The sequence below is a fragment of the Lactococcus muris genome (genome assembly GCF_042849115.1).
GTDB classification, from domain to species: domain Bacteria; phylum Bacillota; class Bacilli; order Lactobacillales; family Streptococcaceae; genus Lactococcus; species Lactococcus muris.
The window spans coordinates 1-12,247 of the sequence record NZ_BAAFQO010000028.1; the positions used below are offsets into that span (position 1 = coordinate 1).

The 12,247-nt window shown below is 41.0% G+C and carries 14 protein-coding genes; 6 read left to right on the forward strand and 8 right to left on the reverse strand.

Annotation, left to right across the window (positions count from 1 at the left end; all coding sequences use genetic code 11):
• Positions 1-310: 310 nt before the first annotated feature.
• From ACGHCK_RS10990 to ACGHCK_RS11005, 4 genes are read right to left on the reverse strand one after another with little or no spacing between them, the layout of a single operon-like run.
• Positions 311-1,081: an ABC transporter permease gene (locus ACGHCK_RS10990; protein WP_251423205.1), complete on the reverse strand. Its 771-nt coding sequence runs from the start codon at positions 1,079-1,081 to the stop codon at positions 311-313.
• The gene (locus tag ACGHCK_RS10995) at positions 1,074-2,000 is read right to left on the reverse strand and encodes an ABC transporter ATP-binding protein (RefSeq protein WP_251423208.1); all 927 of its coding nucleotides are present in this window, start codon (positions 1,998-2,000) and stop codon (positions 1,074-1,076) included. The genes ACGHCK_RS10990 and ACGHCK_RS10995 overlap by 8 nt, the downstream gene beginning before the upstream one ends.
• Complete coding sequence (gene rnmV, locus ACGHCK_RS11000; protein WP_202231558.1) at positions 1,997-2,548, reverse strand: ribonuclease M5; 552 nt, start codon at positions 2,546-2,548, stop codon at positions 1,997-1,999. Before rnmV ends, ACGHCK_RS10995 begins: the two co-directional genes overlap by 4 nt.
• On the reverse strand, positions 2,542-3,312 hold the full coding sequence (locus ACGHCK_RS11005; protein WP_251423211.1) for a TatD family hydrolase: 771 nt from the start codon (positions 3,310-3,312) through the stop codon (positions 2,542-2,544). The genes rnmV and ACGHCK_RS11005 overlap by 7 nt, the downstream gene beginning before the upstream one ends.
• Positions 3,313-3,634: 322 nt before the next feature.
• Between ACGHCK_RS11005 and ACGHCK_RS11010 the strand changes: the two genes are divergently transcribed.
• The 5 genes from ACGHCK_RS11010 (at position 3,635) to ACGHCK_RS11030 (ending at position 7,886) form a co-directional block, all read left to right on the forward strand.
• Positions 3,635-4,177, forward strand: a complete 543-nt coding sequence (locus ACGHCK_RS11010; protein ID WP_202231554.1) for a hypothetical protein — start codon at positions 3,635-3,637, stop codon at positions 4,175-4,177.
• Between the two features lie 583 nt (positions 4,178-4,760).
• Positions 4,761-5,357 carry a hypothetical protein gene (locus ACGHCK_RS11015; RefSeq protein WP_202231553.1) on the forward strand — a complete coding sequence of 199 codons (597 nt, stop codon included), beginning with the start codon at positions 4,761-4,763 and terminating at the stop codon, positions 5,355-5,357.
• Between the two features lie 476 nt (positions 5,358-5,833).
• Positions 5,834-6,136, forward strand: coding sequence for a hypothetical protein (locus tag ACGHCK_RS11020; protein WP_251423219.1), 303 nt, complete (start codon positions 5,834-5,836; stop codon positions 6,134-6,136).
• Positions 6,137-6,521: 385 nt separating this feature from the next.
• Complete coding sequence (locus ACGHCK_RS11025) at positions 6,522-7,085, forward strand: hypothetical protein (protein ID WP_251423222.1); 564 nt, start codon at positions 6,522-6,524, stop codon at positions 7,083-7,085.
• A gap of 243 nt (positions 7,086-7,328) precedes the next feature.
• Complete coding sequence (locus tag ACGHCK_RS11030) at positions 7,329-7,886, forward strand: hypothetical protein (RefSeq protein ID WP_251423225.1); 558 nt, start codon at positions 7,329-7,331, stop codon at positions 7,884-7,886.
• Positions 7,887-7,996: 110 nt separating this feature from the next.
• On the opposite strand, the gene spx is transcribed toward ACGHCK_RS11030, so the two are convergent.
• The 3 genes from spx to ACGHCK_RS11045 form a co-directional block, all read right to left on the reverse strand.
• The gene (spx, locus tag ACGHCK_RS11035; RefSeq protein ID WP_003134024.1) at positions 7,997-8,395 is read right to left on the reverse strand and encodes a transcriptional regulator Spx; all 399 of its coding nucleotides are present in this window, start codon (positions 8,393-8,395) and stop codon (positions 7,997-7,999) included.
• Positions 8,396-8,571: 176 nt separating this feature from the next.
• Positions 8,572-9,102: a hypothetical protein gene (locus ACGHCK_RS11040; RefSeq protein ID WP_251423231.1), complete on the reverse strand. Its 531-nt coding sequence runs from the start codon at positions 9,100-9,102 to the stop codon at positions 8,572-8,574.
• A 60-nt stretch (positions 9,103-9,162) separates the two neighbouring features.
• Positions 9,163-9,540 (reverse strand): VOC family protein, encoded by a 378-nt coding sequence (locus tag ACGHCK_RS11045; RefSeq protein ID WP_202231701.1) that lies wholly within the window; start codon positions 9,538-9,540, stop codon positions 9,163-9,165.
• Between the two features lie 120 nt (positions 9,541-9,660).
• Between ACGHCK_RS11045 and ACGHCK_RS11050 the strand changes: the two genes are divergently transcribed.
• Positions 9,661-10,260 (forward strand): ATP-dependent Clp protease proteolytic subunit, encoded by a 600-nt coding sequence (locus ACGHCK_RS11050; protein WP_202231700.1) that lies wholly within the window; start codon positions 9,661-9,663, stop codon positions 10,258-10,260.
• 73 nt (positions 10,261-10,333) lie between these two features.
• Here ACGHCK_RS11050 and ACGHCK_RS11055 read toward each other — a convergent pair whose 3' ends face one another.
• Positions 10,334-11,959 (reverse strand): hypothetical protein, encoded by a 1,626-nt coding sequence (locus ACGHCK_RS11055; RefSeq protein ID WP_394304568.1) that lies wholly within the window; start codon positions 11,957-11,959, stop codon positions 10,334-10,336.
• Between the last annotated feature and the right edge of the window lie 288 nt (positions 11,960-12,247).

Consider the following 12,247-nt stretch of genomic DNA (forward strand, 5'->3'; position numbering starts at 1 on the left):
GCTGGTTGAAGGCTTGGAAGGCGAAGGTGCCGCCTACCAAGAGCAATAAGAGGGACAGGAGCGCGAGGTTGCGCAGCCGCCGCTGGTTTTTCTTTTCTGGTGTCATAAACTCCTCCTTTGACGTAACCTGTGGTTTAGATTTTCATTACATTTGTATTTCTAATGTTACATTTACTTTCTGAGTCTATAGTATAAAAAAAAAGGTCAAATGAAATGAGTGTTTGATGAGAAAAAACCAGTTCAGTTTAGCTGTTAGGCTTACAAAAAAAAAAAGAGACCTACCTGTCCCTTCTTTATCCAGTATCATTTTTTATGTTCTTAAGCCACGTCCACGTTCAATAAAATAGTAACAAATAGCATAGAGAGCAACAACAAAACCCAGCAAAACAAGAAGACTAATCCAAAGCGCCACATCTTGAAGACCCAAGAAACCATAGCGAAAACCTGAAATCATGTAAACGATGGGATTTATCTTAGAGATGTCCTGCCAAATCGGCGGCAGCATTGAGATAGCGTAGAAAACGCCCCCCAGATAGGTCAAAGGCTGCAGAACAAAGGTCGGAACAATCGAGACATCATCAAAAGAGCGGGAAAAAACTCCATTCAGTAAACCTGCCAGTGAAAAAAGGAAGGCCGTCAAGAGTAAAGTCACAAGGATGACCAGCCATGAGTTTACCACCAAAGGAACAAAAAGCAAGGAAATAATCGTAACAAACGTTCCTACAAGTAGACCACGTAAACTTCCACCAGCAACAAAGCCTAAGATAATTACGTGGGTAGGTACGGGGGCAACAAGCAGTTCTTCAATATTCTTCTGAAACTTTTGGGAGAAGAAACTTGATGAAACATTTGCATAAGAACTTGTAATGACTGACATCATAATCAAACCAGGAACGATGAATTGCATGTAGGAAAAGCCATTCATATCCCCGATACGCGACCCAATCATTTTCCCGAAAATGATGAAATAAAGCGTTGTTGTAATCACAGGTGGGACTAAAGTTTGCACCCAGATACGCATAAAACGTGTCACCTCTTTAATCGCAAGAGATTTACCTGCTGTCCAGTAAAGTTTAAGCATTCTTCACCTCCTCTTCGTGGGTAAGTTTAACAAAAAGTTCTTCCAAGCGGTTGGATTTATTACGCATGGAGAGGACTTGAACGCCTTGTTCTGTCAACTGCTCAAAGGCAGCATTTATCCCTTGGTTTCGCTCAATCTTAAGCTCCAATGTTTGCGGGTCAATCATGTTCATCGTATAGTCACTGAGTTTTGGAACGGCACCAGTCGCTTTGATATCTAAGACAAAGGTTTCTGACTGCAATTTTGACAAGAGGTTTTTCATGCTTGTATCTTCAATGACTTGTCCTGACTGAATAATTCCGATATTGCGGCAGAGCATTTCTGCTTCTTCCAGATAGTGCGTTGTCAGGATAATCGTTGTTCCTGATGCATTAAGCTGCGCAAGAAATTCCCACATCGAGCGACGTACATCAATGTCAACACCGGCCGTTGGCTCATCTAAGATTAAAAGTTTCGGTTCGTGCATCAAGGCACGCGCAATCATCAAACGCCGCTTCATGCCACCAGACAATCGTCCTGCGCGGTCATTACGTTTATCCCAGAGTTCAAGTTGGGTCAGATATTTTTCAGAGCGTTTGAGCGCCTCTTTACGTGGTACACCGTAGTAGCCTGCTTGGTTGACTAAAATCTGTTGGACTCTTTCAAACTGATTGAAGTTGAACTCTTGTGGTACAAGTCCGAGCTGTTGCTTGGCTTGAACGAGATTTTTATCAATATCATAGCCAAAGACCTTGACCGTTCCTGATGTTTTGTTCACAAGTGAGGTAATGATACCGATAGTTGTTGATTTTCCTGCTCCGTTTGGTCCAAGTAAGGCATAAAAGTCGCCTTCTTCAACGCTTAAGTCAATGCCTTTCAAAGCCTCTGTACCCGAATCATATACTTTTTTTAAATTTTTTATTTCAAGTGCTTTCTTCATTTGTAGCCCTTCATTATTTCTTCTATTTGCTCTACACAGATGCCAAACATATTAAGTCGCTTGAGAACTTGTTTGCCGTTGGCATAGCCTATCCGGAGTTCTTCACAGAGGTATTCACGCCGCTGACGACTGTCGGGGCGAAGAATTAAGCCAAATGTAATGAGGTCTGCCTGAGTTACAGTCGGTGAAACAAGCTTGCCCCCCGTTAAATGTCCTAGAGCTTTTTGTAAATCTTCGTATCTTGCATGCTCAACCCCGAGAGAGCCTTTACCTTTAGGCCGTGCTTCTTCACGCTTCAAAAAGGCGTGCTGGGCCTCAGGTATAGCTTGCATGATAATCTTGCGGATACGTTCCCCTTGAAAGTCTGGATCTGTAAAAACAACGAGTCCGCGTCTTTCTTGAAGCACTTTCAGGCGCTCAATATCCGTAGCATCAATACTGCTGCCCCCAGTTTCGTAAGTGTCTAGCTCATAAAAACGTTTGAGATTAGTGGTGTCGTCACGCCCCTCAACAACAATGACTTTGTCAATTTTTTCTTTTGTCATGATAAGCCAAATACCTTAAGCGCATTGGCATAAGTTTGCTCTGCCACCTCTTCTAGTGTCAGGCCCCGAAGCGCAGCGATTTTTTCAGCTGTATAGCGTGTATAACCTGGCTGATTTTCCTTGCCACGATAAGGCATTGGCGAAAGATAAGGTGCATCCGTTTCGACAAGTATGCGGTCTAGAGGGAGCTTTGAGGCTGCTTCTTGAACGTCCAGCGCTTTCTTAAAGGTAACCACTCCTGAAAATGATAGCATTAACCCAAGTTCTATAAACTTTTTAGCCTCTTCATAGCCCCCAGAAAAGCTGTGCATAATACCGCCACGAGGACCAACTCCCTCTGACTTTATAATCTCATAAGTGTCTTCCAGTGCATCCCGTGTGTGCACGACAAAGGGAACATCAGCTTCCTTGGAAATTTGAATCTGACGGCGAAAAGTCTTCTCTTGAAGCTCCTTCGCCTCCACCATCCAGTGATAATCTAACCCAATCTCGCCCACTGCTAATACCTTATCTTTTTGCAGGTTTTCTAACAAATACTGCTCTGCTGCTTGATCAAAGCTGCCACATTCGTCAGGATGCCAACCAATCGTTGCGTAGCATTCCGTAAACTCTGTAGCAAGCTTCATCGCCCAATCATTTGTTTTTCGGTTAACCCCAACGATATTCATGCGATGAACATCCAGCTCATGTGCCTGAGCGATAATCTCCTTTTCTCTACCTATAAATTCATCCGAATTGAGGTGCGTATGTGTATCAAAAATATCCATTCTTCTATTATAACGTAAAACAAAGTAAATTTTCTCTTAGAAAATTACCTTGTTTTTCTATCAAATTTTACTTTGCTTATGTTCTTCAAGAAATAATGAGAAGAAAAAGTTTCTCCCACACGTTCATTTTAATTTTTTAACTGTCTTGCTCTGTATATCTTCCAGATTATTTCGTTCTTCTTTATAAATTTTTCATCCCCTTTACAGGTCTTTGTCCTCTTTACAAATTTACACTTTGTATTATACAATATAATTACGGATCCGGTTTCAAGAGTCTCTAAAATGAAAATTGCTTCACTAAAAGACATTTAGGAGGAATGTTATGTTAAAACGACTAATGCTGAGTTTTGCTGTTTTGTTGGGTGTGCTTTGTTTGTCTGGTGCACCAAATCATGCTTTTGCATCCACAGTGGGAGCACCACCGTCTTCCCAATCTAATGAAAATACAGACGATACCTTACCTCTTGATACCCCGTTAGTACTCAGGGGCTTTGACTACAATAATAACTTTTTAGGCTATCTGGGATTGACTTCTAGTTTTTTTTGGAATTACCTCTACATGGATACCTATGGGGAAATGTATCTAGAAGATGCCGGACATGGTAAATTTTTCATCCGCGCTGGAAAACCCTCTTGGGAAGAGTATGACTATGTAACAATAAGCAGCCGAGGTTACCTGTACTTAGGTACTAAAGAACATGCAGAGCCTTTTACTATCACTTCAGAAAACGATCCTGTTAACCCTGGTCAAAAACTCTATGATATCTTCGACAGTAAGTTCAGAGGCGTAGGCGTGTATGGTAGATATGTCACAGTTGGAGGAGGTACTGTTCCAGTATTTTGGCAGATTATCCCCCAACCTTAATAACACGGCCACAGTAAGCCAGACAAATAAATAGTATCTCTCATCCGGAAAGAAGAGACAGCAGCTACTTAGGAGCAGGTCCGTAAAATGACCGGATAAATTGTTTAGCCACTCCATGAAGTCAAAGTTTCAGACTTCTGTGTTGATTACTTTTAGTTTCTTTAAATAAGAACGTGTTTTCTATTCATGAAATGCACGTTCTTTTGGTATTTTTTTAGATTTCCAACATGTGCCATTAATCAGGTATAATTTTTTTATTTTTAAGTTAGCATCAAAGTATGTGATTTTCCTATGTACTTCGGATTTCTAGCATTTTCTCTAGCCTTTAGCTTCTAAAATAATTGTCCTCCTCCCTTTTAACTTTTCATCAATAAAAAAGTATCCCTTATACATATTTTTATTTGTCCAGTAGCTCTTGTCTTTGAATACACAGCAATATTTCTCCCTTTTCCATGGACTTTTTTACTTATCCAAAACCTTTACATTTTAAGGTTTTATATTTACAATACGCTTATGGATCCGGTTTCAAGAGACACTGAGTGCAAAGTCATTTCAAAATTAGAAGACATTTAGGAGGAATGTTATGTTAAAACGATTGATGCTAAGCATCTTTGTATTGTTGGGTATTGTTTATGTGGCAAACTCACCGACCCATGCGTCGGCAACCACATCTGGCTTGTCTGGAAGTCCTGCTCTAACTTCCCGAGTCAAATCAACACCACCAAAAGATTTACCGCTTAATACTCCCTTAGTATTCATGGGATTCAGTGAAAAGGAATCTTTCTTGGGCTATCTAGGATTATCTGTTAGTTTGAATTGGAATTATCTCCATATGGAACATGATGCAGATGCAGCTAAGGAGATTTATATAGAAGATGCTGGAAATGGCAGAGTCTATCTAAGATCTGGAAAGGCTGACTGGAAGGGATATGACTATGTGGCAATATCTTCTCAAGGCTTCTTGTACTTAGGTCTCAAAGACTATGCAGCAACTTTCGCTGTATCTGGAGTAGACGATGCTAAGAACTCCAACTATAGATTCTATGAGTTTTTCGACAAAGATTTTAGAGGTCTCGGCATGTATGGCGACTTTGCTACGATTGGCAAAGGGACCACGTTTGCAGCTTGGAAGCTCGTGCCCATGCCAAATTCAACTCAGAAACTTAACGGACAGTCTTGAAAGGGCAATCAAGAGAGAAAGTTAGCCTAAGTCCTGCAAGTAAAAAAGGGCACTCAGGTCTCATTTATCACTTTTAGATTTCCTCAAGCAAGAACGTGCTTCCTCAAAGAAAGCACGTTTTTTGATATTTTCGGAAATTACCATTACTTCAGCAAGCAGCTTGAAACATTAAGAAAGCTCAATTAATCCATATAAAACAAGTCAATTTCAAAAAGTTCTCAGTGTCTCCTTCATACTTAACACTTTCGGTCTTGTTTGCTTTATCATTTCAGATAAAAAGTTCTGATATATATATTTTATATGAAGCAGTCTTGCTTATTTCTCAATTTTCATCTTATTATTTTCCTATCCTTAAACTTTTTTGCCTGCCTGATGTCTTTACATTTCCTACCTTTGTATTTAAAATGCTGTTATAGATTTGTTTTCAAGAATTTTTGGAAGTCTCTCAGATTTAGAAAACAGTGAGGGGAAAATTTATGTTAAAAGGAGCAGTGTTTGGGACGGCTGTGTTAGTGACTTGTATCTTTGCTTCACCTACACATGTCGCTACAGCTAAGTGTCAGAAAAATAAGGCGATTTTTCAAGACCTAAGAACAGAAGAAACTTTACCTCTTGATACGCCATTACTTTTTAGAGTTTATGACTACAACAACCAATTTCTTGGTTATCTGGGCTTAACTTCCTCAAAAGATTGGGACGGTCATGATTGGGATTACTCTACATGGATACTTATAAACCTCTATACTTGGAAGATGCCGGAAATAATAAAGTCTATATGAGGTCTGGTAAACCAAACTGTAGCAAACATAACTATGTGGCCATTTCTTCCAGAGGCTATCTTTACCTAGGGGGAAAAAATATGCCGAAGCCTTTCTCACTTACGAGCAAGACGATCCTATCAATCCTCAACAAAAACGCTATAGATTTTTCAATCATTATTATAGCCCCATAGGGACATATGGAAAATACATTACAACAGGCCTAGGAACAGCTCCAGCAACTTGGAAAATTATAAAGCAACCCTAGATACCATAAGTTTATATCAGCCTGCTTTATTCGGGATAGAAACAATAAAGCGTCCTGTTACAGTTCATTATGCCGCTACATATTTTCTCGAAAACCGGCATGGTTAAAATCATCCAAAAATATCTAAGGAGAAATGTTATGTTCAATCGACTCATCGTAGGGAGCTCTGTTTTATTAAGTGCACTTTGTGTCTTTGCTTTTCCCAAGTCTGCAGTTGCAGCCGCAGATTTTTCTCATAGTCACGTCCTGCTTTCTCAAAATCCAAAGGATGAAGGAGTTCTGCCCCTTGACACTCCTTTATTGTTTAGTGCCTTTGACTATAACAACCATTTTTTAGGGAGTTTAGGATTAACGACAACCCTAGATTGGAACCTCTTGCCTTGGGAATTTCTCTATCTATCTGCTTTTAAGGAGGTTTATTTAGAAGATGCGGGGCAGGGTAAAGTTTATATACGCTCTGGACAAGCATATTGGGAAGGATATGACTATGTGGTAATATCTCCTAAAGGCTACCTCCTCTTAGGAAATAAAAAATACGCAGAAGCTTTTACTGTAATCGCGGAAAGCAATCCTTTCAATCCTAATCAAAAAATTTATGAATTTTTTGATCGAAACTACAGAGGGATAGGAACCTATGGCAAATACATCACCGTAGGACCAGGAACACGACCTACTGTCTGGAACATCGTACGAAAACTTTAGGCATAAGCTGCGACAGCTTCTAAAAAAGAGGGACTTGACACTAAAAAGCGCTTCGGTTCCTGCTCAAAACAGAGAAGATATTATAGGCAACATCCTCTTTCCAGAACTGAGGTCAAGTCTCTCACCGTGCACGATTTACTTAGACACTTGGGCCTCCTCTCATTTATAACAATATAATGTCACTACAGATTTGCTCTCAACATGCAGTCAAATTCATGTCAAAAAATTTTTAGGAGAAGAACTATGTTCAAGGGATTAATTTCAGGAGCAGCCATGTTATTAACTGTGCTCTCTATCTTTGCTTTATCTACACAGGCGATGACAGCCACAGCTGATGCTCATAAAGATAGCACCGCTTCTTTAAAAACAGAAAACAGCTTACCTCTTGATACACCTTTGTATTTTCGTCTCTTTGATTATGACAATCATTTTCTAGGTAACTTAGGCTTGGAAACATATCTAAGTTGGGATCATAACTGGGATTACGTTTCCCTCAGTAATCGTAAAGAAGTTTATTTTAAAGATGCGGGTCACGGGCGAGTTTATATAAGGTTTGGAAATTCTTTCTCCGCCGAGCGTAACTATGTGGTTATATCCTCTAATGGCTCTCTCTATCTAGGAGAGCCAAAAGATGCAACTGCTTTTGCTGTTCTCGTAAAAAGTGATCCTTTCTATCCTAACCAAAACATCTATAAATTTTTCGACAGGAAAGCTAACGAAGTCGGTGTTTATGGGCAATTTGTCACAGTAGGAAGAGGAACAATACCTTGCATTTGGAGAATTGTCCCATCACTTAAGTAACAGTTGTAAAATGCTCCACTCTATGAAAACTTCCTTGGCTGCTTGTTTACTTTTTGATGTGCTGGTAAGCAAAAAACGCCACCATGGGCGTTTATGAATAATTGCATTTTTTAGATGGCATTGCGTAAGCGAGCGCCACCATTTTCCAAGATACGTACGGTACGTGGTAAGAAAGCACGAATCTCTTCTTCATTGTATCCTACATGTAGACGTTTTTCATCCATGATAATCGGACGACGCATGATTTGTGGATTTTCAGAAATGATTTTGATGGCTGCGGATAGTGATAAGTCTTCAAAATCAACACCCAGTGTTTTAACAAAACGGTTACGACTAGAAATGAGCCCCTCAACACCATCATCACATTTTTCAAGAATGCGGCTAATTTCTTCTGCTGAAAGCGGATCACCAATGAGATTACGCTCTTGAAATGGAATGTTGTGATAAGTCAACCAAGTCTTAGCTTTTTTACAACTCGTACAAGATGGGGCTGTATAAATAGTAAGCATCCCTCTCTCCTTCATATTACTTCTTTATATTATTATGGAAAAATCCACAGTCTATATTTATAATACCTAGCGGTATTAGCATTTGCTATTATAGCATAATTGACAGATAAAAAAAAGACCCTTTTCCCTTTTATTCTAAAAAAATCTATCCTATTGGACAGATTTTTAGAAAGTATTTAAATGTTGTAATGCTGGCGTTTCAGCATAGATGGATAAATGTTTTTTGCTTTCTCCAGTTCCTTTTTCTTGGCCTCAATATCCTCTGTAATTTGAACAGAAAAGTTCTCGAAAATTGGACGAGCTTCCTTGAAAATATAGCCTCCATTTTTCAAATCTTGTTCGTCTTCGAAAACAGCCAAGTGCTGAGAAAGATTCTTGAAAAAAGTACTCAAGAAATAAGCTGGAATGTACAAATTATACATAGAAGTGTAATTTTTCAAAAAATTATAGTCATAAAAAGGAACTTTTACATCACTCTGAGGATTTACAATAGCTTCGTCATCTCCAATGATGGGGCGGTTTAGAATTTCAATAATCTTTTGGTTTAAAGTATTACGAACCTCAATCTCGCGTAAAAGTTTCTCGATAGCCAAGCGCTTTTTATAGCGGTTTTCATCATATCGTTTGTAAATATACATCCCTGCAATAAAAAGCCAAGCTCCTGCAATCATAGCAACAAGCATAGAAATAATAAGTTCTGAATTCATACTATTATTATAGCAAAATGACTAATTTTTTAAAACTTATTTCTTTAAAAAATTTTAATCCTAAGCTGTAATTTCGATTTTATTGCCCTCGGGATCAAGGACTACAGCCTCATAATAACCGTCTCCTGTCCTTCTAGGACCTGATAAAATTTCATAACCATTTTCTGAAAACCGCTGAGCACTTTGGTTCACTTCTTGTTCATTGCCCACATGTATTGCAAGATGAGCAAAGCCCAGGCCTTCAGGGAAAACCTCTTGTGTATCTGCTCGGTGCATGAGTTCTATGCGGGCCCCTTCTGCAAAGCTCATAAAGTAGGAAGTAAAACCTGTTTTGGGATTATGATACCTCTTCCCCGCCTTTGCTGAAAAATATTTTTCGTAAAACGCCTTCATTGTTTCCAAGTCCCTTACCCAGATACCTATGTGTTCAATTTTCATCATTTTTCCTCCTGTTCTTATTATAGCCGGACATTCTTTCATGTCAAACGTGCTTATTTTTTGACCTTTTTTGACCTTTAATTTATAATAGAATAAAACATTGAAAAAGGAGACTTATCTATGGGATATTTAGTGCCTACTGTTATTGAACAATCAAGCCGTGGCGAACGTGCCTATGACATTTACAGTCGTTTGTTGAAAGATCGTATCATTATGTTGACTGGACCCGTTGAGGATGGTATGGCAAACTCCATCATTGCGCAACTTCTCTTCTTGGATGCTCAAGACAGTACAAAGGATATTTACCTCTACATTAATACACCTGGTGGTTCTGTTTCTGCTGGTCTTGCTATCGTTGATACTATGAACTTCATCAAGTCTGACGTGCAAACCATCGTTATGGGTATCGCTGCATCTATGGGGACAATCATCGCTTCTAGCGGTACAAAAGGTAAACGCTTCATGTTGCCACACGCAGAATACATGATTCACCAACCTATGGGCGGTACTGGTGGTGGTACACAGCAAACAGATATGGCGATCGCTGCTGAGCACTTGCTCAAAACCCGTCACACTTTGGAAAAAATCTTGGCCGAAAACTCTGGTCAATCTGTAGAAAAAGTTCACGCAGATGCAGAACGCGACAACTGGATGACTGCTCAAGAAACACTGGACTATGGTTTCATTGACGAAATCATGGAAGCCAACAGTTTGAAATAAAGGCAACTCAAAAATCCCATCAGATTGGTGGGATTTTTTCTTTTTCATTTATATGCCTCTTTTTTTTTTAGCATTACTGTCTAACTATGAGAGCAGGCCGAACTCCACCAGTATCCAAACTCGGATGTTGACTTGACCAAGCGCCTAAACCTCCGCCAGAACCGACTCTCCAAATACCACTCCCTGTTTCAGAAGAACGAGTACGTAGGAACCACCAGCTAGAACCTATGCCTGCACGATTTTCATTACTTGTAAAAGCAAGTCCTGCACCAGATAGTCGCACAATGTCCGCCATGGAAAGTGCGAAAGCCCGAGGGGTTCCCGTTGAAACAGCTGTACTAATATCTGCTGCAATATCAGGGAAATCATCTAGATTAAGTACCTGCCATCTTGCTGGATCACTCCAATCAAGGTCATAAGGCCTCACATGAGCAGTTGTAAATACATTTGCTACAGGCTGCACCATAGCTTGAACTGCTGAGTCAAGACCAGCATACCAGTTTGTAAGAGCTGTTTCTTGTGCTGCAGGAAGATGACCTCTTAATGAATCATTCCGAATAATCAAATGATTCCCACCCCCTTGATTCTCCAAATAACGGTACTGCTCCCCAGCCATAGTAAAGATGGTCCCCGGTGCCATGATACTAAAGTTGATTTGGTCGGGTTGGACATTATCATCTGGTCCCGGGTTCCCCCAGTTGTTATCAATGGAACCAGTCTGTACAGCTGTCAAGAAGTCTGACAAGTCGTCATGGTGGGTAAAGCTTCCATCTGCAGCCAAGAAGTCATTGATACGGTCGGGACTGATCAGTTGCCCGTCCACATGGATACCGTAGTAATATTCTCCCGGAATAGTATTCACTGCTGCGGTCATCTCTGCTGCATCCAAGAGGTAAGAGGTGGTCTCTCCTGCTTGAAGTTGATTCGCCCAGTAGGCCCAGCCTGTTTGGTGGTCGATGACCCAGAAGTTCCCGACTTTCAGGTTATTAGGTAAGGCTGCCCACTGGCTGATGGTCATCGGGGCACGCTCTTGTTGCAGGTTTTGAGCCGCATCATGGGTGACTTCTTCTCCCGGCCAAACTGGTCCGCTGTTATCAAAGCTGTCGCCAGAGGACCAGTAGGCATCTGTGCCGTCTCCGGGGTGAGTGGCGCCGTCTGTTACCCCGTCTGTGGCTGTGCTTGTGACCCAGTCACGGGCATGTCCTGCGGCTGCTGTCATCAGGTCTTGGTTGTCCCGGTTGAAGGTCGGCATGAACCATGGGGCATCTTGACCTGAACGGCTCCAACCAAAGGTCAGGTTAGAGTAGGTGTTGAAGGCTGCCGAGTCATCTACACGGATGTTCAGGTTGTTCTCTGAGGGACGCATGACCGTCCAGGTGTCCACTTGGTCACGGATAGTGCCGTTCACTATAGGGGTGAAGTCTGTATCTCCTACTGAGCGTTTCTCCATGAACTCGGAGAGGCGGATACGGGCCATGAGCGGCACATTGCCATAGTTCTCCACGAAGACGTCCTTGTTTTCCGTGTCACGGTTGTAGTAGTCGTGGACACGGCCGCCGGGGATGTTTTCTCGGATGCGGTCATTGATGGCCCGCTGGTTGAAGGCTTGGAAGGCGAAGGTGCCGCCTACCAAGAGCAATAAGAGGGACAGGAGCGCGAGGTTGCGCAGCCGCCGCTGGTTTTTCTTTTCTGGTGTCATAAACTCCTCCTTTGACGTAACCTGTGGTTTAGATTTTCATTACATTTGTATTTCTAATGTTACATTTACTTTCTGAGTCTATAGTATAAAAAAAAAAGGTCAAATGAAATGAGTGTTTGATGAGAAAAGGGTGGGTGGTTTGGCTGGGGGGCTAGCTTGTTCGGCTCTGTCAACTCTGCGGTGGTACTCGCTAAAAAATGAGTTACAGCAGTGTGTGAAAAGTTGTCTTAGGACAGCTTTTTTAGTTGCGTTTGACAAGGATTTGTTGGAGCAAAATCCGTTTTCTAA